This window comes from Azospirillum soli (assembly GCF_017876165.1).
GTDB lineage: Bacteria > Pseudomonadota > Alphaproteobacteria > Azospirillales > Azospirillaceae > Azospirillum > Azospirillum soli.
In genome coordinates, this window is record NZ_JAGINQ010000001.1 from 107,646 (window position 1) to 128,776 (window position 21,131).

Sequence of the window (21,131 nt, forward strand, 5' to 3'; positions counted from 1 at the left end):
CTCTGGCTAGACAGTCAGGCGGGCGTCAGTCGTCTTCCGCCCGGAGTCGTTCGATGTCCGCGCCGCAGGCCGCCAGCTTCTCCTCCACCCGCTCGTACCCACGGTCGAGGTGGTAGACGCGGTTGACCGTCGTCTCCCCCTCCGCCGCGAGGCCGGCGAGCACCAGCGACACCGACGCGCGGAGATCCGTCGCCATAACGGGCGCGCCGGTCAAACGCTCCACACCCCGGACGAGGGCGGAGGAACCGTGCACCGTGATGCGGGCTCCCATACGGGTCAGCTCGGGCGCGTGCATGAACCGATTCTCAAATATGGTCTCGGTGATCATGGCTGCACCCCTCGCCGTGCACATCAGGGCCATCATCTGGGCCTGAAGGTCGGTGGGGAAGCCGGGGAACGGCTCCGTCATCACGTCCACCCCAACCAGCTCGCCGTTGGCCCGCGACACGCGGATACCGTTCTCGATCTCCGAGAACTCCACGCCGGCTGGCTGAAGTGCCGTGACCGCCGCCTTGATGAGGTCGAGGCGGGTGTTCATGATGTCGAGCGAACCGCCGGTCATCGCGGCGGCCATGGCGTAGGTGCCCGTCTCGATGCGGTCCGGCACCACCATGTGGCGGGCGCCGTGCAGGCGGTCCACGCCCTCGATCGTCAGGCGGTCGGAGCCGATCCCGGTGATCCGGGCGCCCATCTTCACGAGGCATTCGGCGAGGTCGGTCACCTCCGGCTCACGCGCGGCGTTGACCAGGATGGTCGTGCCCTTCGCCAGCGTGGCGGCCATCAGCAGGTTCTCGGTCGCGCCGACGGAGACCTTCGGGAACACATACTCCGCCCCGCGCAGGCCGCCCGGAGGCGCCTTGGCAACGATGTAGCCGCTCTCGATCCGGATCTCCGCGCCCATGGCTTCAAGGCCCTTGATGTGCAGATCCACCGGGCGCGCGCCGATGGCGCAGCCGCCGGGCAGCGACACCTTGGCCTGGCCGCAGCGGGCCAGCAGCGGGCCCAGCACCAGAACGCTCGCCCGCATCTTGCGGACGAGGTCGTAGGGCGCGGTCGTGTTGGTGACGTCGCGGGCGGTGAAGTCCACCGCGCGCCCCGCGCAATCACCGCCGGCCCCGGCCATGTGGATCGCCACGCCGTGCTGGAGCAGCAGGTTGCACAGCGTGTTGATGTCCGCGAGGATCGGCAGGTTGGTGAGGGTCAGCGTCTCGTCGGTGAGGAGCGCCGCCGTCATCAGCGGCAGCGCGGCGTTCTTGGCGCCGCCCACCGTGATGGAACCGTGCAGGGGCTTGCCGCCGCAGATGCGGATTTTGTCCATGAAGCTGTCTTGTCCGGTGTGAAACTGTCAATAGGGCTGTGGCCCGGCGGATTACAACCGGGGCAGCGTCACTCCCTTTTGGCCCATGTACTTACCGGACTTGTCCGCATACGAGGTCTCACAGACGCTGTCCCCCTTCAGGAACAGGAACTGGCAGAGGCCTTCGTTGGCGTACACCTTCGCCGGCAGGGGCGTCGTGTTTGAAATCTCCAGCGTAACGTGGCCTTCCCATTCGGGTTCCAGCGGCGTCACGTTCACGATCAGGCCGCAGCGGGCGTAGGTGCTCTTGCCCAGGCAGATCACCAGCACGTCGCGGGGAATGCGGAAATATTCCACCGTGCGGGCCAGCGCGAAGCTGTTCGGCGGGATGATGCAGACGTCCACCTTGCGGTCCACGAAGCTGCTGTCATCGAACTTCTTCGGGTCGACGACGGCGTTGTCCACGTTGGTGAAGATCTTGAACTCGTCGGCCACCCGCGCGTCGTACCCGTAGGAGGACAGGCCGTAGGAGATCACCCCCTCGCGATGCTGCTTCTCGACGAAAGGCTCAATCATGCCTTTGGTCTCGGCCATCTCGCGGATCCAAGTGTCCGGCATGATGCCCATCGTGGGGTACTCCTCGGGTATAAAGGGGGTTGAACCGACTAGGCGTTGTAGCCGAGCATGCGGGCGGGCTCAAGGGAAGGAAATGGGGCTTTCTGCATATCATGGACGACAAAACCATCGCGCCGACCGTCACCCTGTCGCTGAAGGACCGTTTCGACCCGGCGGAGGTAAAGCAGCTGCATGACGGCCTGCGCGGCTACAACGAGCAGTTCACCCGCCCCTACGACATGCGGGAACTGATGGTCACCGCGCGAGGGGACGACGGCACCCTGCTGGGCGGCCTGACCGGCTGGACGAACTGGGAGTGGCTGTATGTGGACTATCTGTGGACCCATGACAGCCAGCGAAGGAGTGGGCTTGGTTCCCGCCTGCTGAAGGCGGCGGAGGAAGAAGGCCTGCGGCGCGGCTGCAAGTGGTCGCGGCTCTACACCTACGACTTCCAGGCGCCGGGCTTTTACAGGAAGCAGGGTTACGAGGTGTGGGCGGAAATGGAAGGCTATCCGCCGGGGCACACGCAGATCTGGTTCAGGAAGACGCTGGCGTAGGCCGCACCGCCGCCTCATTGCGCTTGAGGTAGACGATCACCGCACAGACCAGCAGCATGCCGGCGATCTGGGGCGGGTCGAACGATTCGCCCAACAGCGCATAGGCGGTTAGCCCCGCGAACACGGGGTCGAGCATCCCGACCACCGTCGCGGGGAACGGGTCGATGGTGCGAAGCCCTTCCAGGTAGAGCCAGTAGGGCGCGACCGTGCCAAAGATGCCGACGAAAAACGTGAAGCCGATCACCTCCCAGGTCGGCTCGACCGACCCGTAGTCGATCATCGGGGTCGCCACCAGCCAGAACAGCGCCGACAAGAAGAACGGCCAGAAGTTCATGGTCCAGCTGTTCAGGCCCCGGACGTGCCCCCGCGCGCACCAGACGTTGTAGGCGGCGAACGACGCGGCACAGAGCAGTCCGACGATCACGCCCGCCGTGTTCGCGTCCCAAAGCGCCGCGTCGTAACCGCCGACCAGCAGGAAGCAGCCGGCGATGTTGCCGGCCAGGATCAGCAGCACGGGCCGATTAAGCCGGTGCGTGCCGAGGACCACCCCCGCCGCGACGATCAGCAGGGGGGCCGTGTATTCCAGCATCAAGGCCAAGGCGACGTTGGTCAGCGCGATGGCGTAGAAGAATGTGACGTTGACCAGCGTCAGCAGCACGCCGAGTTGAAGGAGGAACGGTATGTCGGCGCGGGCGACACGGATCGGCTTGCTCAACATCAGCATGATCGCGGCCATGGCGCCGGCCGCCACGAAGGCGCGCAGGGCGATCATCACCAGGGGCGGCATCGCCGTGACGAACAGCATCTTCGCCACCGTCCCGGCAATGCCGAACAGCAGCGCCGAGGCGACGATGCAGGTGTAGCCGATCAGGCGTGCGTTGGCGGTGGCGCGATCCGACATGGCGATTCCGGGTCCGTTCGGCGCGAGCATAGCGAATCGCAACGGCCCCCCTATGCGGCAAATCGGCCGGCGGTCAGTTCGGCTGCTCGTCCTTTTCCCGCTGGCGGGCCTGCTCCTTGCGCTTGCGCAGGTTCTCGCGCAGGCGGGCGGCGAGGCGTTCGGCGCGGTCGTCCTTCTTGGAGGGGACGGCGGGTTTCTTCGGGTCTTCTGTCATGCGGCGCTCGCGGCAAGCGGTGCGGCGGTGGAAGCGGTGCCCCAGCGCTGTTTCCACGCCTGGAACATCAGGACGCTCCACAGCCGGTGCTGGTTGTTGCGGGTGCCCGCCAGATGCTCCGCCCAGCAGGCGCGGATCGGGGCCGGGTCGAAATAGCCGTCGCTGCGCAGGCGGCGTTCGTCCAGCAAATCCTCGGCCCACGCGCGTAGTGGGCCGCGCAGCCAGGAGTCGATGGGCACGGCGAAGCCAGACTTTGGGCGTTCGATCAACTCGCGCGGGACGTGGCGGTAGAGGACTTGGCGCAGCAGCCACTTGCCCTTGCCGTCGCGAATCTTCTGGGACAGTGGCACGCGCCACGCATGCTCCACGACGCGGTGGTCGAGCAGCGGAACGCGCGCTTCCAGCGACACGCCCATGCTGGCGCGATCCACCTTGGCGAGGATGTCGTCGGGCAGATAGGTGACCGAATCCAGATACTGCATCCGCTCGACGAAATCCGGCATCGCGGCGGCCACGCCGTCGTCCCACAGCCGGCCGCGCGGCTCCCGGCCGCCGAGGACCAGGGAATCGGGCTCGTCCCATTGGCTGACCAAGCGGCGGTAGAGCGCGTCCTCGTCGGCGGCACCCAGAACGCCGGCCAGCTTGTGCAGCTTGTCGCCGGGCTGGCGCGGGCGGCGGGATTGCGGGACGAGGCCGAACAGCGCGTCCCAGCCCTGCGGCGGCACCGAGCGCACCAAGCCGGCGGCGCCACGCCGCAGTCCGGCCGGCAGGCGCCCGATGCGCCGCCACACGGCGGGCCCCCAGAAGTAACGGTTGTAGCCGGCGAACAGCTCGTCCCCGCCGTCGCCCGACAGGGCCACGGTGACGGAGCGGCGCGTCATCTCCGACACCAGCAGCGTCGGGATCTGGGAACTGTCGGCGAAGGGCTCGTCGTAGAACTCGGGCAGGCGCGGGATGGCGTCCAGCGCGTGGGCGGCGTCCACGCGCAACTCGGTGTGTTCGGTGCCGAGATGGGCGGCGACGGCTCGGGCGTGCGCGGCCTCGTCGTAGTCGCCCTCGCCGAAGCCGATGGTGAAGGTGCGCACCGGGCGGTCGCTCTGCGCCTGCATCAGCGCGACGACCGTGGAACTGTCGATGCCGCCGGACAAGAAGGCGCCGAGCGGAACGTCGGCCATCATCTGCCGGCCGATGGCGTCCTTCAGAAGGGTTTCCAGCGCGTCGGTAGCGTCCTCATCGGACAGGGACAGGCGGTCGGCAATGCCTCCGCGGGCGGCCTCGCCCATGTCCCAATAGACGGTGCGTTCGGGGTCCCGGCCGGGACGGACAGTCAGGATGCTGCCCGGCTCCAGCTTGAACACGCCCTTGTGGATGGTGTGCGGGGCCGGCACGTAGCTGAAGCGCATGTAGGCGGCCAGCGCGTCGCGGTCAATGTCCGCGCGGAAGGCCGGATGCGCGCGCAGCGCCTTGGGCTGCGAGCCGAACAGCAGCGTGCCGTTCATGCGCGCCCAATAGAGCGGCTTCACGCCGAGATGGTCGCGGACGAGGTAGAGGGTCCGGTCGCGTCGGTCCCAGAGCGCGAAGGCGAAGATGCCGACGAGGCGCTTCACCGTGCGCTCGACACCCCAGGCGGCGCAGGCCTCGACCAGCACCTCGGTGTCGGAGTGCCCGCGGAAGCCGTGGCCGGCGGCCTCCAGCTCGGCGCGGAGGTCCTGGAAATTGTAGATCTCGCCGTTGTAGGCGATCACCCAGCGCCCGTCCGCCGAGAGCATCGGCTGGCGCCCGAGCGGCGACAGATCAACGATGGCGAGCCGCCGGTGGCCGAGCGCGATGCCCGCCGCCTCGTCCGCCCACACGCCGTCACCGTCGGGGCCGCGATGGGCGATGGTGTCGGCCATACGCCGCGCGACGGCTTCCAGCCCGACCGGCGTCCGGGATTCAGACTCGGCCAGAAATCCGCAAAAGCCGCACATGCGCGTGTTCTCTCCAAGGCCCGAAACGCCCCTTCACCGTCATCCCCGCGAAGGCGGGGATCCAGGGCCATTCAGCGACGTTCCCGAGTTGCCCTGGATTCCCGCTTTCGCGGGAATGACGATGGTGGAGTGGGCGATGCCTTCAGTGGTCGGAATGGTGCAGGATGGCGTCACGCAGGCCCGTCTCGTAGGCCATGCCCTGGGCGGTGATGATCGCCTTGCCGGGTTCGCGGCGCAGCATGCCCTTGCGCTCCAGAATGGTCCAAACGGCGTCGTTGGACAGGCCGGTGGCGTCCTTGCCGCTGACCACCGCGTGGCCGAGGTGGAAATGGTTGCCGTGCGCGTGCGGCAGGGAGGTCACGGTGAAGGCGCCCTCCTCCTCGGCCGGCGTGTCTTCCAGCCGGGCGATTTCCTGAAGAAGGGTCAGCGTCTTCAGCTGCAGCGGGTTGAGATTCGCGGGGTTCTTCTTGGGCGCCATGGGGGGTTCACGCTTCGCATCGGAATAAGGACGCGGCAGTAGATCGTTTGGGCGGAGCGCCTGTCAAGCGGCCGAGTCTTTGCGGACTGGCGTCAGGCCCCGCTCTGGGGCATAAGTCGGCGGCTGTGGACGCGGACGCGTCGTTTGAGGATGGCAAGCATGACGATCGTGGTCACCGGCGCCGCCGGTTTCATCGGCTCGCACGTGGCGGCGGCCCTGCTGGAGCGCGGGGAGACCGTGCTGGGGCTCGACAACCTCAACGACTATTACTCGGTGGCGCTGAAGGAGGCGCGGCTGGCGCGCCTGCTCGCCAAACCCGGTTTCCGCTTCATCAAGGCGGACGTGTCCGACCGCGCGGCCATCGAGGCGCTGGCGCCCGACTTCGCCGAGGCGACAGGCGTGGTCCATCTGGCGGCGCAGGCCGGCGTGCGCTACTCCCTGGAAAACCCGTACGCCTACGTGGACGCCAACGTCACCGGACAGGTGGCGATGCTGGAGGCGGCGCGGCGGATGCCGAAGCTGAAGCATTTCGTCTACGCCTCCACCTCCTCCGTCTACGGCGCCAACAAGAAGATGCCCTTCTCGGTCGAGGACCGGGTCGATTCGCCGATGTCCATCTACGCCGCCACCAAGAAGGCGGCGGAGATGATGACATACGCCTACTGCCATCTGTACAAGTTCCCGGCGACGGGCCTGCGCTTCTTCACCGTCTACGGCCCGTGGGGCCGGCCGGACATGGCCGCCTATCTGTTCGCCGACGCCATCATGGCGGGCCGGCCGATCCGCGTCTTCAACGAGGGCCGGATGAAGCGCGACTTCACCTTCGTGGAGGACATCGCGGCCGGCGTGCTGGCGGCACTGGACCGCCCGGCCAAGGCGGACGAGAACGGCGCGCCGCACGCGGTCTACAACCTCGGCAACAACCGGACCGAGGATCTGATGCGCTTCATCGGCATCATTGAGCAGGCGCTCGGCCGCGAAGCCGTCAAGCAGATGGAGCCGATCCAGGCCGGCGACGTGCCGGAGACCTCCGCCGACATCGAGGCGAGCCGCCGCGACCTGGGTTACGAGCCGACGACTCCCATCGACGTGGGCCTGCCCCGCTTCATCGCGTGGTATAAGGACTATCACGGCATTGCCTGAGGCCCGTTCCGTGCCTGCGCCCATCCGCCCGAAGCTGATCTATCTCGTCACCGAGGACTGGTATTTCTGGTCCCATCGGCTGCCCATGGCGCGCGCGGCCCGCGACGCCGGGTTCGACGTCGTTGTCGCCACGCGCGTGGACAAGCACGGCGATCGCATCGCGGGCGAGGGCTTCCGCGTGCTGCCGCTGTCCTGGCAGCGGCGCAGCGTCAACCCGGCCGGCGCCCTGTCCGCCGTGGCCGAGATCGCCGCGCTCTACCGGCGGGAGGCGCCGGACATCGTCCATCACGTCGCCATGAAGCCGGTGCTGCTGGGCGGGCTGGCCGCCGGGCTGGCCGGGGTGCCGGCGGTGGTCAACGCGCTGACCGGCCTTGGCTCCGCCTTCATCGGCACCGGTGGGCTGAAGTCCCGCGTCGCCGGGGCGGTGGCGCGCCCGCTGTTGCGCATGGTGCTGCGGCGGTCAAACAGCCTCGCCATCCTGCAAAACGCCGACGACCAGCGCATGCTGGTGGAGGCCGGGTTGCTGCCGGCCGACCGCTCCTGGATCATTCGCGGGTCCGGCATCGACACGACCCATTATCAGGCGCTACCCGAACCGGCCGAGCCGCCGGTGACCATCGGCTGCGTCGCCCGCCTGCTGGCCGACAAGGGCGTCGGGCCGCTGGTCGAGGCGCAGCAAAGGCTGGTCGCCAAGGGGCTGGACGTGCGGCTGCTGCTGGCCGGGACGCCCGATCCCGAAAACCCGACCTCGGTGACGCAGGAGGAGTTGGACCGCTGGGCGGCCCTGCCCGGCGTGGAACTGCCGGGGCACATCGCCGACGTGCGCGAGGTGTGGAAGCGCTGCCACATCGCCGTGCTCGCCTCGCGCCGCGAGGGGCTGCCCAAGAGCCTGCTGGAAGCCGCGGCCTGCGGGCGCGCTATCGTGGCGACGGACGTGCCGGGCTGCCGCGAGGTGGCGCACGCGGGCGAGAACGCCCTGCTGGTGCCGCCCGACGATCCGGCAGCGCTGGCCGACGCGTTGGAAACCCTGGTGCGGGACACGGCGTTGCGTCGGCGCTTCGGCGCGGCAAGCCGGCGTCTGGTCGAATCCGACATGGCGTCCGACCGGGTCGGCGCGAAGACCGTCGAGCTTTACCGCACGCTGATCGGATCGGTTGGGCCGGCGGCAAGCCCGGTCGTGGAGGCGTCATGAGCAGCCTTCTCGCGCTGTTGGGGACCTTCGCGCTGTCCTGCCTGCTGACCGGGCGGGTGCTGGCCTATCTGCGGTACAAGGCGATTCTGGACCACCCGAACGACCGGTCCAGCCATTCGATCCCGACGCCGCGCGGCGGTGGATGGGGCGTCATGCTGACCCTGCTGCCCGCCTGGACCCTGATCGCCGTGGCGACGGGTGGCGTGGCGCAGGCTTTGCCGATCCTGGCGGGTGCGGCGGCGCTGATGGCGATTTCCTGGATCGACGACCGGCGCGGGCTGGGGCCGACGCCGCGTTTCCTGACGCAGATCGCGGCGGTGGCGGCGGGCTTGAGCGCCCTGCCGGGCGACGGGCTGGTGTTCCAGGGCCTGCTGCCGCTGTGGGCGGACCGCGTGCTGGCAGCCGTCGGTTGGCTGTGGTTCGTCAACCTCTTCAACTTCATGGACGGCATCGACGGGCTGGCCGGCAGCGAGGCCACGACGGTCGGCACCGGCTTGGCGCTGGTGGTCGCGGTCGGCGGGCTCGACCCGGCGCTGGGCCTGTACGGGTTGGCGGCGGCAGGGGCGGCGCTGGGCTTCCTGGTGTGGAACTGGCACCCGGCCAAGCTCTTCATGGGCGACGTGGGCAGCGTGCCGCTGGGCTTCACGCTCGGCTGGCTGCTGCTGGCGGTGGCGGCGGCCGGTCTGTGGCCGGCGGCGCTGCTGGTTCCCGCCTACTTCCTGGCGGACGCGACCTTCACGCTGCTGCGCCGTCTGGTCGAGGGCAAGAAGGTCTGGCAGGCGCACCGCGAGCATTTCTACCAGAAGGCCACCCAGCGGGGCCGCAACCACGCCCAGGTCGTGCGGCTGGTCTTGGTGCTGAACGCCGCGCTGGTGGCGCTGGCGGTGGTGTCGGTGCAGACCGGTTGGACGGTGCTGCCGGCGGGTGTGGCGGCGGTCGTGCTGCTGCTTGCCCTGCTGGCACGGCCGGTCAAGGCGACGGCGTAGATGCGAATTCTGGTCACGGGCCCCAACGGGTTTGTCGGACGGACGGTGGTGCCGCTGCTGATCGAGCGCGGCCACACGATCCGCGCCGTGGTGCGCAAGCCCGACACGGCGGTTCCGGGCGTGGAAGACGTGGTGGCCATCGGCGACATCGGCCCGACGACGAACTGGGGCCACGCGCTGGACGGCATGGAGGCGGTGGTGCATCTGGCCGCCCGCGTCCACGTCATGCGCGATACGGTGACGGACCCGCTGGCCGCCTTCCGCCGGGTGAACACCGCCGGCACCTGCGTGCTGGCCGAGGCGGCGGCGGTCGCCGGGGTGAAGCGCCTGATCTATCTCAGCAGCGTCAAGGCCCTGGCCGACGAGAGCCGGGACGAGGAACTGAGCGAGGTCACCGAACCCGACCCGCATTCCCCCTACGGCATTTCGAAGCTGGAGGCCGAGCGGGCGCTGGCCGAAATCTCCACCCGCACGGGGCTGGAGGTGGTGGTGATCCGCCCGCCGTTGGTCTACGGCCCCGGCGTCGGTGGCAATTTCCGCACTCTGCTGAAGGCGGTGGACCGGGGCATTCCGCTGCCGCTGGGGGCGCTGGAGAACCGGCGCAGCCTGATCTACGTCGGCAATCTGGCGGACGCCATCCGCGAATGCCTGACCCACCCGCAGGCGGCCGGCGGGCGTTTCCTGGTCCATGACGGCCGCCCGATGTCCACGGCGGAGCTGGTGCGCGCCATCGCCGACGCGCTGGGCAAGCCGGCGCGCCTGCTGCCGGTGCCGCCGTCCATGCTGGCGCTGGGCGCCCGGCTGCTGCGGCGCGGAGCGATGTTCGACCGCGTTGCCGGGTCGCTGGTGGTCGACGACGGCGCCATTCGCCGGGCGCTGAACTGGCGCCCGCCCTATTATCCGGCGTACGGCTTGCGCCAGACCGCCGAATGGTTCAAAGCTTCGCGCGGCTAAGCCGCCCAAAGTCTTCGGTTTAAGGTTGAAGCGCATGCGCATCCCGTCCCCGCGGGCGTTCCTTGTCTACCTGCACGATCTGGCGATGACCGGCATCGCACTGGTGGTGGCGCTTTACTTGCGCGTCGGCGCCCAGGCGTTCGACCAGTTCCGCGATCCGCTGATCATCGGCCTGCCGATCCTTGTGGCGATCGCCGCCGTGGTGTTCCGCCTGTCCGGCCTGTACCGGGGCATCTGGCGGTACGCGTCGGTCCCCGACCTGTCCACGCTGCTGCGGGCGGTGTCGGTGGTGGTGCTCTGCTTCTTGCTGGTCCTGTTCATGGCCACGCGGCTGGAGTCCCTGCCCCGCTCCCTGCCGGTGATCCTGTGGTTCGTGATGGTGGTGGTGCTGGGCGGGCCGCGCTTCGCCTACCGCCTCTTCAAGGACCGCCGGCTGGGCCACCACGTCATGGCCGACGACACGCCGCGCATTCCGGTGCTGCTGCTGGGTGTCGGGGATTCGGCGGAACTGTTCATCCGCTCGCTCGACCAGAATGCCGGTGCCGCCTACCGGGTCGTCGGCATCCTCGACGAGAAGGACCGGCGCGTCGGCCACGCTGTCCGGGGCGTTCCCGTGCTGGGCGGTCCCGACGACCTGCCGCGCCTCGTGGAGGAGCTGGAGCGCAAGGGCGACCGCCCGCAGCGCCTGATCGTCACCAAGGGCCAGAACGAAATCCCCGGCGCCCTTCTGCGCGAGCTTCTGGACCAGGCCGAGTCCCTGGGCCTCGTCCTGTCGCGCCTGCCGAGCCTGACGGAGTTCAAGTCGGCGCTGGGCGAAGGCAAGATCGAGGTGCGCCCGATCGCGCTGGAGGATCTGCTGGGCCGTCCCCAGGCGGTGCTGGACCGGGGCGCCATCGCCAGCCTCGTCACCGGCCGCCGCGTGGTGGTGACCGGAGCCGGCGGCACCATCGGCAGCGAGCTGGTGCGCCAGATCGCCGCGCTCGGCCCGGAAACGCTGGTTCTGGTCGATGCGGGCGAGTTCAACCTCTACAGCATCGAGATGGAGATCCGGGAGCGTTTCCCCGCGCTCGACCTCCACGCCGTGATCGCCGACGTGCGCGACCGCGACCGCATCTTCCGCCTGTTCCAAGACAAGCGCCCGGCCATGGTGTTCCACGCCGCCGCGCTGAAGCACGTGCCGCTGGTGGAGGCCAACCCGACCGAGGGCGCCCTGACCAACATCATCGGCACGCGCAACGTGGCCGACGCGGCGCGGGCCGGCGGTTGTCAGGCGATGGTGCTGATCTCCACCGACAAGGCGATCCGCCCGACCAGCGTCATGGGCGCCACCAAGCGTTTCGCCGAGTGCTATTGCCAGGCGCTGGACGTGCTGCCGCCGCGCGATGGGACGGAGACGGCAACGCGCTACATGACCGTGCGCTTCGGCAACGTGCTGGGCTCCTCGGGCTCCGTGGTGCCTCTGTTCACGCGCCAGCTCGCCAAGGGTGGGCCGCTGACCGTCACGCACCCGGACATGCGCCGCTATTTCATGACCGTGCGCGAGGCGGTGGAGCTGGTGCTGCAAGCCTCGGCCCACGGCGTGGCGCGGGCGGAGGAGCGCGGCAAGGTGCTGGTGCTGGACATGGGCGAGCCGGTGAAGATCCTGGATCTCGCCCGCCAGATGATCCGGCTGGCCGGCTACCGCCCCGGCGAGGACATCAAGATCGAGTTTTCCGGCCTGCGCCCCGGCGAGAAGCTGTTCGAGGAAATCCTGACCAGCGCCGAGGCGCCGTCGCGCACCGAGGCGGACGGCGTCTTCCTGGCCTCACCGCGCGTCATTGACTACGCGCTCATCAACCGGGCGCTGGGCGAGATGGAAGCGGCGGCGCGGGCCGGCGATGCGGACCGCGTGATGACGATCCTGTCCAACATCGTCCCCGATTTCCGGGCCGAAGAGGTGCTGCCGCAGGTCGGCACGCAGGGTTGAGCGGACGCTGTGCGGCGGAATGCATTTTTATCGTCGAAAGGCGTGCTTCCCCGCTTGCATCGGCCGAAAGCCTGTCGTATAACCCGCGCCACTTCGACGGGCCGCCACGGCGGCCAACGTTGAACGGCCGAAGCGACACAGTTGATCGCCCGGTCCCGGCGCTGCCGTAGCTCAGTGGTAGAGCACTCCCTTGGTAAGGGAGAGGTCGAGAGTTCAATCCTCTCTGGCAGCACCATCCCCCTTCTCCCCCGTCTCTTTCAAACTGACCGTCTCTGCGGCGCCCGTTGACTGCGCGCGGAGCGGTGTTTGCCTTTGCGAGGGCTTGGCTGCTCTTGCAGCCGGGAGCTTCAGAAAGGCGAACGCCGGCGCCCGCGCAGCGAATGCCGTGCGATGACGGCACCGGTGCGCCAACGCAGCAGGGCGCTACACAGGGCGCTCTCCAGCACCACCAGAGCGTCCAGCGCGGCGCAGGCGTGTGACCCGCGCCGAGCCTCTTTGGACGCCGCCTGAACGGCCTGCGCACCGCCGCGAGCCACCATTCCCCCACACGCGCCTCAGCCCAACCCCGGCTGCGCACGGCCCCACCCTGTCCCTCATCCCCGGTGCGAGCGCGCGTGGACGGACGCAGCCTTCCGCCGATCGACATGCGCAGGGGGCGGATTCACGGGCACCACGCCCTCAAAAGAAAACCGGCGCCCCGAGGGGCGCCGGTCGTCTTGGTTCGCTCTTGGTCCGCGTCGCAGAGGCCGTCAGGTGCCCTGCGGTTCGGGGTCCATGCCACCGCTCTCCTTGGTGCCGGAGGTCGGCACCGACGCGCGGCGGCCGGAGCTGGGGGTCGGCTGCTTCGGCGGGGCGGCCGAGAAACTCTCCCGGTCGTCGTCGCGGATCAGCGGCTCGCCACGCAGCAGGCGCTGAATGTCCTCGCCGCTGAGGGTCTCGTACTCCAGCAGACCCTTGGCGACGGTGTGCAGCTGGTCGATGTTCTCCGTCAGGATGCGGCGGGCCTCGGAGTAGGCTTCGTCCACGATCCGGCGGATTTCCTCGTCCACCGTGCGGGCGGTGGCGTCGGACATGTTCTTGTGCTGGGTGACGGAGTGGCCAAGGAAGACCTCCTGCGTCGGCTCGCCGTACAGCAGCGGACCCAGCTTGTCGCTCATGCCCCATTCGGTGACCATGCGGCGCGACATGTCGGTGGCCATCTTGATGTCGCCCGACGCACCGGTGGTGACGCGGTCGCGGCCGAAGATCAGCTCTTCCGCGATGCGGCCACCCATGGCGACGCGCAGGTCGGCCAGCAGCTTGGCTTGCGACAGGGAGATGCGGTCGCCCTCCGGCAGGCGCATCACCATGCCCAGCGCGCGGCCGCGCGGGATGATGGTGGCCTTGTGGACGGGATCGCTGTCCGGCTGGTGGATGGCGACGATGGCGTGGCCGGCCTCGTGGTAGGCGGTCAGCTTCTTCTCATCCTCGGTCATGACCATGGAGCGGCGCTCCGCACCCATCATGACCTTGTCCTTGGCGGCCTCGAACTCGCCCATGCCGACGACGCGCTTGCCGATGCGGGCGGCGAGCAGGGCGGCCTCGTTCACGAGGTTGGCGAGGTCGGCGCCGGAGAAGCCTGGAGTGCCGCGCGCGATGATCTTGGCGTCCACGTCCGGCGCCAGCGGCACCTTGCGCATGTGGACCTTCAGGATCTTCTCGCGACCCAGCACGTCGGGGTTCGGCACCACGACCTGACGGTCGAAGCGGCCCGGACGCAGCAGCGCGGGGTCGAGCACGTCCGGACGGTTGGTCGCGGCGATGAGGATGACGCCCTCGTTCGCCTCGAAGCCGTCCATCTCGACCAGCAGCTGGTTCAGGGTCTGCTCGCGCTCGTCGTTGCCGCCGCCCAGGCCGGCGCCGCGATGGCGGCCGACCGCGTCGATTTCGTCGATGAAGATGATGCAGGGAGCGTTCTTCTTGCCCTGCTCGAACATGTCGCGGACGCGGGACGCACCCACACCGACGAACATCTCGACGAAGTCGGAGCCTGAGATGGTGAAGAAGGGTACGTTGGCCTCACCCGCCACGGCGCGCGCGGTCAGCGTCTTACCGGTACCCGGCGGGCCGACCAGCAGCACGCCCTTCGGGATCTTGCCGCCCAGGCGCTGAAACTTCTGCGGGTCCTTCAGGAACTCGACGATTTCCGCCAGCTCCTGCTTGGCCTCGTCGATGCCGGCGACGTCGTCGAAGGTGACGCGGCCGACCTTCTCGGTCAGCAGGCGCGCCCGCGACTTGCCGAAGCCCATGGCCTTACCGCCGCCGGACTGCATCTGACGCATGAAGAAGATCCACACGCCGATCAGCAGCAGCATCGGGAACCAGCTGAGCAGCACCGAGAACAGCGACGGCACGTTGCTGTCGTCCGGAACCGCGCTGATGCGCACGTTCTTGTGCGTCAGGCGCTCGACCAGCCCGGCTTCGGGCGGGACGTAGGTGCTGAAGGACCGGCCATCGGTGAAGTGGCCGGACACCTGATTTCCTTTGATGGTGACGTCGGCCACCTGGCCGCGGTCCACTTCGGCGAGAAGCTCGCTGAACGGAACCGTCGTCTGCGGGCTGCGGGTCGATGAGCTCTGGAAGAGATTGAACAGGGCCACCAGCAGGAGCCCTATGATGATCCAGAGCGCGAGATTCTTGCCGAAATTGTTCACGTCAAAAGCCTTTCTGCGAACCCAGCGCCGATTGGTACGCCGAAACGTGGCCCACCCCCCGGTCTTTCGGGCACGTTCCCAGATTAAATAATGCCGCCCCCGGCCGAAACAACCGGAAAAGCTGGCCCTGCCAGCGGCACCGCCGGAGTAAACGCCGCCTCAGCCGTAAGGGTACTTTCCGTTGCAAGAAAGCCGAGGCTCGGCACCGCCGCCAGCCCCCTTTCGCCCCACAGCGCCGGCAGCGATTCGCGCGCCGGTTCGGGCAGGCGGAGCGCCGCCGATGCCGGCTTCGCATCCCGCACCGCGCGCCACCCCTCGGCCCCCAACCGGGCGACGGTGAGACGGTTACCCTGCCCCGCCGCCAGCCGCACCGTGAAGCGGCGATCCCACCAGACCGACTCGCCGGGACCGATGGCCCTGCGTTCGTCGGCACCGGCCGGTTCGCGGGCGATCAGCAGCGCGCCGCGCCGCGACAGCACACGGCAGCCGCCGAGGGTGCGCCCGGTGGGCAATCCGCCCGCCACCTCGGCGAACAGGCGCTCCGACGCTTCCGCTTTTGGCGGATAGGGCGCGCCGCCGACCACGAGCAGGCAGCGGACGAGCGCGCGCAGCCCCAGTTCCTCGGGCGCGGCGAGCAGCGGTGTGGGATCCAGGCGAATCCAGCCCTCGGGATGGATCTCCGCCGCCTCGGCCAGCAAACCGGCAGTGGCGGTTTCCAGCGCGGCGCGGGCGCGGGCGGCGCGACGGGCGGTGTCGGCGAGCCGTTCCGAGTCCAACCCTTCGGCGCCCAGCGCGTCTTGGGCCGCGCGCAGGCGGGCGCGGGCAAAGGCCGGGTTGCGATTGGACGGATCCTCGATCCAGTCCTGCCCGAAGGCTTGGCAAGTCGCGACGAGCCGTGCGTGCGGCAGATCGAGCAAGGGACGGATCAGCCGAACGCCGCCATCGGCCCGCACCGGCGCCATGCCGGCCAGACCGTCGATGCCCGAGCCGCGCGCGAAGCGCAGCAGCACCGTTTCCGCCTGATCGTCGCGGTGGTGGGCGAGCGCCAGATGCAGGATGCCTTCCGCTTGGCAGCAGGCTGCCAACAGGCGGTGCCGCGCGGCGCGTGCCGCCGCCTGGATGCCGGTGGAGGGCTTTTCCCCTTCCCAGCGCAGGATGCGGTGTTCAATGCCGCGCGCGGCGAGCCAGTGCCCCACCCGTTCGGCCTCGTCCGCCGACTCCGGGCGCAGGCCATGATCCACGGTCAGAGCCAGGATGGATCCGCCCTGCTCGGCCGCCCAGCCGTGCGCCAGCAGGGCGAGCCCCAGACTGTCGGCGCCCCCCGACACCGCCACGGCAGCAAGGCGCGGCCCCGACTCGAAGCCGCCCAGCCGCGTCATGCGGTCGGCGAACTCGGCACCGGAGATCGGGGCGGGAATGGGTGAAGACGAACTCAGGCCGGGCAATTCAGGCGCTTGCGCTCCGTATCGGCGCGGCGCTTCACGCTGGCCGACGCTTCGGGGAACTTGGTGATGAGCTGGTTGAAGGCCGTGCAGGCGTCCTTCTTCTGGTTCAGCTGCTGCAGGGACATGCCGAGCTTCAGCAGATTGTCCGCCGCTTTGGAGTTCTTCGGGTACTTCTGCACGCCCTCGGCGAAGGCCATAGCAGCCTCGGCGAATTTGTTGCGGACGTAGTAGGACTCGCCCAGCCAATACTGCGCGTTGCCGGCCAGCTGGTGGCCCTTGTTCTTGGCCAGGAACTCCTGGAATGCCTTTTCCGCCTTTTCGTATTCCGTCTGGCGCAGCAGTTCGAAGGCGTGCTCGTACTGCTTGTCCGGGCTGGCGTTGGCCGGCAGCGCGGTGACCGACGCGGTCTTGGTCGGCTTTTCCGCCGGGGTTTCCGGCTTCTCTGCGGCCTTTTCCGTCGCTTTGGCCGACGGGGCCGGCGCTGCGGCGGACGGAGCCGCGCCCTTCGGCGCGCCGAACGCGTCGGTGGCGCCACCGCCCTTCGACTCCAGTTCCTTCAGGCGGAAGTCGATGTCGCTGTTCACCCGCTCCAGCCGGTCCTTCAACTGGGTGACCTGATAGGTCGATTCCTCGTAGCGGCCGGTCAGTTCCGAAATGGCGCGCTCCAGGCGCTGCAACCGGATTTCGAAGTCGGCGGCCAGCGACGGCGCCATCTCGGCGGTCTGGTTCCAGTTGTTCGAACGCGGAGTGGCCTGCGCCACCTCGATCCGGCCACCCAACGCGGCAACCCCCGACTCCAGCCGTTCCAGCCGGTCCTGCATCGAAACGGTCTGGGCGTACACGGAACCGCTGCACAGAAGGCCGCCAAGCAGCAGAGCAGCAAAGGAAGACGTCTTGGTCATGGGTGGTGTCCTGTACAGGCGGGCCATACCATCGCGGGAAACGGGCCGTCGCGAAAGGCGTAACCGGCCAAGCGGGCGAAACTATGGCGGCTGTTTACCAGAAGAACGCGCGCCTTGCACGGTGGTGATTTGAGGCTCTACCGCAAAACCCGAACAAAGAAAAAGCCGCTCCGGATCACTCCGGAGCGGCTTTTCCGCGACCCGTATGGGTGCCGTCGTTAGTCGACGACGGTCACGCCACGGCGGTTCTGGGCCCAGGCGGCCTCGTTCGAACCGAGGACGGCCGGCTTCTCCTTGCCGTAGGAGACGACCTTGACGCGCTGCGGGTTCACACCGGCGGCGGCCAGGTAGTTCTTCACGGAGTTCGCACGACGCTCACCCAGGGCGAGGTTGTACTCGCGGGTGCCGCGCTCGTCGGCGTGGCCCTCGACCGTCACGGTGACGTTCGAGTACTGCTTCAGCCACGAGGTCTGACGGTCCAGGGTGGCGCGAGCCTCCGGAGTCAGGTCGTAACGGTCCAGACCGAAGAAGACGCGGTCGCCGACGTTGACGACCAGGTCTTCCTGCGAGCCCGGACGGATGGAGCTGGTCTGCGTGCCGGTGCCAGCGGCGTTGCCCGCGTCCTTCGGAGCGGTTTCGCAAGCGGCAACCAGGGCAACGGCGGCGATCAGGCTCAGATACTTAATGCGCATGTCTAATGACCCCCTAAGCGACACTCGATGTTATGGCCGGATTATGAAGCTGAAGCGACGCCGACTTCCGCCAGACCCCGACGGAAATGCGAACTTCCGACCTTCGTCTTAAGCGTCGCTCTTGCGCGCGCAAAATAGGGCTAGTCCATTAGGGAATCAAGGGCGACCATGCGGGATCGGACGCGTCAACCGGCGTGATGACACGGCGCTCGTTGGCACCAGTCACGTCGATGGAATACATCTTCGCGCTGCGGCCACGGCCGTCGCCGCTCGGCACGTCGCGGAAGAACATCAGAACGCGGCCGTTCGGCGCCCAGGTCGGGCCTTCCACGTGGAACGACTCGGTCAGGATCCGCTCGCCGGTGCCGTCCGGACGGATCACGCCGACCGCGAAGCTGCTGCCGCGCTGCCGCGTGAAGGCGATCAAATCTCCGCGAGGCGACCAGACCGGCGTGCCGTAGCGGCCCTCGCCGAAGGTCAGACGCTTCACGCCCGAGCCGTCGGCGCCCATGATGTAGAGCTGCTGGCTGCCGCCACGGTCCGACTCGAACACGATCCGCTGACCGTCCGGCGAATAGCTGGGCGCGGTGTCGATGCCCGGCGAATCGGTCAGCTGAGTCTGGCGGCGGGTGCGCAGGTCGAGGGTGTAGATATCAGTATTGCCGTTCTGCGCCATCGACATGACGACCTTGTTGCCGTCCGGCGAGAAGCGCGGCGCGAAGGTCATGCCGGGGAAATCGCCCAGCACTTCCTGACGCCCGGAGTCGATGTTGAACAGGTACACGCGCGGCTTCTTGTTGAAGTACGACATGTACGTGATTTCCTGCGCCGTCGGCGAGAAGCGCGGGGTCAGCACCAGGGACTGGCCATCGGTCAGGAACTGATGGTTCTCACCATCCTGGTCCATGATGGCCAGCTGCTTCTTGCGCACGTTCGCGGGGCCCGATTCGGCCACATAGACGATGCGCGTGTCGAAGTAGCCTTCCTCGCCGGTCAGCCGCTTGTAGATGGCGTCGGCGATGATGTGAGCAATGCGGCGCCAGCTGTCCTGGGTGGCGGTGTAGCTCAGCCCCTGCATGTACTGGCCGGCGGCCACGTCCCACAGGCGGAAGTCCACCTTCATGCGGCCGTCGCCGGTCGCCGTGGTGTTGCCGGCGACCAACGCCTGGGCGCCGACGGCGCGCCAGTCCTGATAGCGCGGCTCGCCCGCGCGCAACTGGTCGGGCGTCTGCAGGAAGCCCTTGGGGTCGAGCGGACGGAACAGGCCCGAACGCTCCAGATCGGCGGCGATCACCTTGGAGATGTCGGAGCCCATCTGCGCCTCGCGCCCACCGGCACCGGCGAAGCTGGTGACGGCGATGGGCAGCGGTTCGACCACACCCTTGGTGATGTCGATGCGCACCTCGGCCTGCGCCGTATGGGGCGCCGCGACACCGAGGGTGAGCAGCAGAGCGCCGGCGCACCCGGCGACCTTCAGCAGAAGCCTCGTCTTCTTCTTCATGGTCAGAACATATCCCTCGGGTCGAAATTGAACACGAAGTAGCGCCATTCCTCGTACCTCGCCGGCGTGAAGTCGCCGGAGAACTCCGTGATCGGCAGCGGACTGGTCCGCTTGATCGCGCGCACGGCCGCGTCGGCCGACGCGCGGAACGCGGCGTCCGACATGTAGCGCGACCGGTACTTCTCGTGGATCGCCGCGGTCAGCACGGTGCCGTCGCGGCCCAGTTCCACGATGATCTCCACCTGCATGTTGGCGGAGTCCTTGCGGCCCGGATCGAAGTTCCAGTTGCGGCTGACCGCGCCCCGGATGCCGTCGATCGCCTTGCCCGACGGCTTGAAGGGCTTGTCCGGACCGTTGACGGCCTTCGCGGCCCCGGCCGGCGCCGACGGAGCGGCCGCCTGCTGGGTCGGCTTGGCGTCCGAAGCCTTCGAATCCGACTTGGGCGCGTCCGAGGGCTTCAGCTTCTGAACGTTCTTCAGAAGGTCGGCCATCGGGTCGGCCTTGGCCACTTCCTTCTCGGGCGGCTTCTTCGGCTCCGGCTTGGGCGGTTCCGGCGTCGGCTTGGCCTGCTGCTTGGGCGGCTCCGGTTTCGGGGGCTCAGGCTTCGGCGGTTCCGGCTTTGGAGGCTCAGGCTTGGGAGGCTGTGGTTTCGGCGGCTCCGGCGGCTTGGGCGGCTCCGGTTTGGGTTCGGGCTTCGGCTCCGGCGGTTTCGGAGTGGGCTCCGGCGTCGGATCGGGCGGCGGAGGGGGCGGAGTCGGCTTGGGCGGCGGCGTCGGCTCGCGCGGGGGCGGCGGCACCTGGGCGACCTTCGGCGGCTCCGGGACCTTCGGCTCGGGCTTTGGCGGCGGGGGCGGCGGTTCGGACACCGGTTCCGGCGGCGGAGGGGCCGGCGGAGTCGGCTTCGCCTCGGGCACCGGCGGCTTGGGCGCCTGCGGCTTCGGCTCGCCCTTGTCGACGCGCGCGGCTTGGCTCACCTCGCCCATGTCCACGATCTCGATCGGGATGGACGGGGGGATTTCCAGCTTGCGATCGCTGGGCGGCATGCCGAGCACGAACAGCGCGATGAGCGCCACGTGCAGCGTTGCCGATGCGATCAGGGGTTTGCGCATGATTGCTCGGGCCTTGGCTCAGCGCTTGGGCGTGGGCGTGGGGCCGCCGACCCCGACGCGCGGCCCGGCGGCGGCCGGAGCGTTGGGCATCTCGGCGACCAGCCCGACCTTCTTGAAGCCGGCGGCGCTCATGGTGCCCATCACCTCCAGCATCTTGCCGTAGGCGATCTTCGCGTCGCCACGCACCAGAATGCGGGCCTCGGGGTTGTTGTTGGTGACGGCGATCAGCAGCGGGACCATGTTGGTCATCTCCACCGCCGTCTCCTGCACGAAGACGCGTCCGTCCGACTGCACGGTGACGAACAGCGGATCCTTCTGCGCCTCCAGCGGCGCCGCGTTGGTCTTCGGCAGATCGACCGGGACGCCGACGGTCAGCATGGGTGCAGCCACCATGAAGACGATGAGCAGCACCAGCATGACGTCGATGAACGGCGTCATGTTGATCTCGGACATCGCCCGGTAGCTGCGGCGCTTGCCGCGTCCGTGGCCGCCCTTGCCTGCGAGCTGGGCTCCCAT

General features: G+C 68.6%; 19 protein-coding genes and 1 tRNA gene. 7 read left to right on the top strand and 13 right to left on the bottom strand.

Annotated features, from left to right (window positions below; all coding sequences use genetic code 11):
- Positions 1 to 25: 25 nt before the first annotated feature.
- Both murA and dcd read right to left on the bottom strand, forming a co-directional pair.
- On the bottom strand, positions 26 to 1,318 hold the full coding sequence (murA, locus tag J2852_RS00530; RefSeq protein WP_209869347.1) for a UDP-N-acetylglucosamine 1-carboxyvinyltransferase: 1,293 nt from the start codon (positions 1,316 to 1,318) through the stop codon (positions 26 to 28).
- 51 nt (positions 1,319 to 1,369) lie between these two features.
- On the bottom strand, positions 1,370 to 1,924 hold the full coding sequence (gene dcd, locus J2852_RS00535) for a dCTP deaminase (protein ID WP_209869369.1): 555 nt from the start codon (positions 1,922 to 1,924) through the stop codon (positions 1,370 to 1,372).
- A gap of 101 nt (positions 1,925 to 2,025) precedes the next feature.
- On the opposite strand from dcd, the gene J2852_RS00540 reads away from it, so the two are divergent.
- Positions 2,026 to 2,469 (top strand): GNAT family N-acetyltransferase, encoded by a 444-nt coding sequence (locus J2852_RS00540; RefSeq protein ID WP_211112054.1) that lies wholly within the window; start codon positions 2,026 to 2,028, stop codon positions 2,467 to 2,469.
- Here J2852_RS00540 and J2852_RS00545 read toward each other — a convergent pair.
- From J2852_RS00545 to J2852_RS00560, 4 genes are all read right to left on the bottom strand, one after another.
- A complete protein-coding gene (locus tag J2852_RS00545) occupies positions 2,450 to 3,370 on the bottom strand; it encodes a DMT family transporter (RefSeq protein WP_209869372.1) in 921 nt (306 codons plus the stop codon). The genes J2852_RS00540 and J2852_RS00545 overlap by 20 nt on opposite strands.
- A gap of 73 nt (positions 3,371 to 3,443) precedes the next feature.
- Positions 3,444 to 3,584 (bottom strand): hypothetical protein, encoded by a 141-nt coding sequence (locus J2852_RS00550; RefSeq protein WP_209869375.1) that lies wholly within the window; start codon positions 3,582 to 3,584, stop codon positions 3,444 to 3,446.
- A complete protein-coding gene (gene asnB / locus J2852_RS00555; RefSeq protein WP_209869377.1) occupies positions 3,581 to 5,554 on the bottom strand; it encodes an asparagine synthase (glutamine-hydrolyzing) in 1,974 nt (657 codons plus the stop codon). Before asnB ends, J2852_RS00550 begins: the two co-directional genes overlap by 4 nt.
- 142 nt (positions 5,555 to 5,696) lie before the next feature.
- Positions 5,697 to 6,032, bottom strand: coding sequence for a hypothetical protein (locus J2852_RS00560; protein ID WP_209869380.1), 336 nt, complete (start codon positions 6,030 to 6,032; stop codon positions 5,697 to 5,699).
- A gap of 159 nt (positions 6,033 to 6,191) precedes the next feature.
- Between J2852_RS00560 and J2852_RS00565 the strand changes: the two genes are divergently transcribed.
- The 6 genes from J2852_RS00565 to J2852_RS00590 all read left to right on the top strand — a co-directional run bounded on the left by J2852_RS00565 (position 6,192) and on the right by J2852_RS00590 (position 12,508).
- The gene (locus tag J2852_RS00565; protein WP_209869383.1) at positions 6,192 to 7,175 is read left to right on the top strand and encodes an SDR family NAD(P)-dependent oxidoreductase; all 984 of its coding nucleotides are present in this window, start codon (positions 6,192 to 6,194) and stop codon (positions 7,173 to 7,175) included.
- 10 nt (positions 7,176 to 7,185) lie between these two features.
- Complete coding sequence (locus J2852_RS00570; protein ID WP_343206643.1) at positions 7,186 to 8,367, top strand: glycosyltransferase family 4 protein; 1,182 nt, start codon at positions 7,186 to 7,188, stop codon at positions 8,365 to 8,367.
- The gene (locus J2852_RS00575; RefSeq protein ID WP_209869386.1) at positions 8,364 to 9,353 is read left to right on the top strand and encodes an MraY family glycosyltransferase; all 990 of its coding nucleotides are present in this window, start codon (positions 8,364 to 8,366) and stop codon (positions 9,351 to 9,353) included. The genes J2852_RS00570 and J2852_RS00575 overlap by 4 nt, the downstream gene beginning before the upstream one ends.
- Positions 9,354 to 10,307, top strand: a complete 954-nt coding sequence (locus J2852_RS00580) for a UDP-glucose 4-epimerase family protein (protein ID WP_209869389.1) — start codon at positions 9,354 to 9,356, stop codon at positions 10,305 to 10,307.
- A 34-nt stretch (positions 10,308 to 10,341) separates the two neighbouring features.
- Positions 10,342 to 12,273, top strand: a complete 1,932-nt coding sequence (locus tag J2852_RS00585; protein ID WP_209869392.1) for a polysaccharide biosynthesis protein — start codon at positions 10,342 to 10,344, stop codon at positions 12,271 to 12,273.
- 160 nt (positions 12,274 to 12,433) lie between these two features.
- Positions 12,434 to 12,508: transfer RNA gene (locus tag J2852_RS00590), tRNA-Thr, on the top strand.
- A gap of 514 nt (positions 12,509 to 13,022) precedes the next feature.
- Here J2852_RS00590 and ftsH read toward each other — a convergent pair.
- The 7 genes from ftsH to tolR form a co-directional block, all read right to left on the bottom strand.
- Positions 13,023 to 14,966: an ATP-dependent zinc metalloprotease FtsH gene (gene ftsH, locus J2852_RS00595; RefSeq protein ID WP_209869394.1), complete on the bottom strand. Its 1,944-nt coding sequence runs from the start codon at positions 14,964 to 14,966 to the stop codon at positions 13,023 to 13,025.
- Between the two features lie 83 nt (positions 14,967 to 15,049).
- Positions 15,050 to 16,411 (bottom strand): tRNA lysidine(34) synthetase TilS, encoded by a 1,362-nt coding sequence (tilS, locus tag J2852_RS00600; RefSeq protein ID WP_246499227.1) that lies wholly within the window; start codon positions 16,409 to 16,411, stop codon positions 15,050 to 15,052.
- Complete coding sequence (gene ybgF / locus J2852_RS00605) at positions 16,399 to 17,313, bottom strand: tol-pal system protein YbgF (RefSeq protein ID WP_209869397.1); 915 nt, start codon at positions 17,311 to 17,313, stop codon at positions 16,399 to 16,401. Before ybgF ends, tilS begins: the two co-directional genes overlap by 13 nt.
- Before the next feature lie 218 nt (positions 17,314 to 17,531).
- Positions 17,532 to 18,005 carry a peptidoglycan-associated lipoprotein Pal gene (gene pal / locus J2852_RS00610; RefSeq protein ID WP_209869400.1) on the bottom strand — a complete coding sequence of 158 codons (474 nt, stop codon included), beginning with the start codon at positions 18,003 to 18,005 and terminating at the stop codon, positions 17,532 to 17,534.
- Positions 18,006 to 18,153: 148 nt separating this feature from the next.
- Complete coding sequence (gene tolB / locus J2852_RS00615; RefSeq protein WP_209869403.1) at positions 18,154 to 19,506, bottom strand: Tol-Pal system beta propeller repeat protein TolB; 1,353 nt, start codon at positions 19,504 to 19,506, stop codon at positions 18,154 to 18,156.
- A 2-nt stretch (positions 19,507 to 19,508) separates the two neighbouring features.
- Positions 19,509 to 20,615, bottom strand: coding sequence for a TonB C-terminal domain-containing protein (locus J2852_RS00620; protein ID WP_209869405.1), 1,107 nt, complete (start codon positions 20,613 to 20,615; stop codon positions 19,509 to 19,511).
- Between the two features lie 18 nt (positions 20,616 to 20,633).
- Positions 20,634 to 21,131, bottom strand: a complete 498-nt coding sequence (gene tolR, locus J2852_RS00625; protein WP_209869407.1) for a protein TolR — start codon at positions 21,129 to 21,131, stop codon at positions 20,634 to 20,636.

Excerpts from the sequence above, each read along its gene's own strand:
- murA (WP_209869347.1), bottom strand. The coding sequence starts at position 1,318 with ATGGACAAAATCCGCATCTGCGGCGGCAAGCCCCTGCACGGTTCCATC.
- dcd (WP_209869369.1), bottom strand. The coding sequence starts at position 1,924 with ATGGGCATCATGCCGGACACTTGGATCCGCGAGATGGCCGAGACCAAA.
- J2852_RS00540 (WP_211112054.1), top strand. The coding sequence starts at position 2,026 with ATGGACGACAAAACCATCGCGCCGACCGTCACCCTGTCGCTGAAGGAC.
- J2852_RS00545 (WP_209869372.1), bottom strand. The coding sequence starts at position 3,370 with ATGTCGGATCGCGCCACCGCCAACGCACGCCTGATCGGCTACACCTGC.
- J2852_RS00550 (WP_209869375.1), bottom strand. The coding sequence starts at position 3,584 with ATGACAGAAGACCCGAAGAAACCCGCCGTCCCCTCCAAGAAGGACGAC.
- asnB (WP_209869377.1), bottom strand. The coding sequence starts at position 5,554 with ATGTGCGGCTTTTGCGGATTTCTGGCCGAGTCTGAATCCCGGACGCCG.
- J2852_RS00560 (WP_209869380.1), bottom strand. The coding sequence starts at position 6,032 with ATGGCGCCCAAGAAGAACCCCGCGAATCTCAACCCGCTGCAGCTGAAG.
- J2852_RS00565 (WP_209869383.1), top strand. The coding sequence starts at position 6,192 with ATGACGATCGTGGTCACCGGCGCCGCCGGTTTCATCGGCTCGCACGTG.
- J2852_RS00575 (WP_209869386.1), top strand. The coding sequence starts at position 8,364 with ATGAGCAGCCTTCTCGCGCTGTTGGGGACCTTCGCGCTGTCCTGCCTG.
- J2852_RS00580 (WP_209869389.1), top strand. The coding sequence starts at position 9,354 with ATGCGAATTCTGGTCACGGGCCCCAACGGGTTTGTCGGACGGACGGTG.
- J2852_RS00585 (WP_209869392.1), top strand. The coding sequence starts at position 10,342 with ATGCGCATCCCGTCCCCGCGGGCGTTCCTTGTCTACCTGCACGATCTG.
- ybgF (WP_209869397.1), bottom strand. The coding sequence starts at position 17,313 with ATGACCAAGACGTCTTCCTTTGCTGCTCTGCTGCTTGGCGGCCTTCTG.
- pal (WP_209869400.1), bottom strand. The coding sequence starts at position 18,005 with ATGCGCATTAAGTATCTGAGCCTGATCGCCGCCGTTGCCCTGGTTGCC.
- tolB (WP_209869403.1), bottom strand. The coding sequence starts at position 19,506 with ATGAAGAAGAAGACGAGGCTTCTGCTGAAGGTCGCCGGGTGCGCCGGC.
- J2852_RS00620 (WP_209869405.1), bottom strand. The coding sequence starts at position 20,615 with ATGCGCAAACCCCTGATCGCATCGGCAACGCTGCACGTGGCGCTCATC.
- tolR (WP_209869407.1), bottom strand. The coding sequence starts at position 21,131 with ATGGGAGCCCAGCTCGCAGGCAAGGGCGGCCACGGACGCGGCAAGCGC.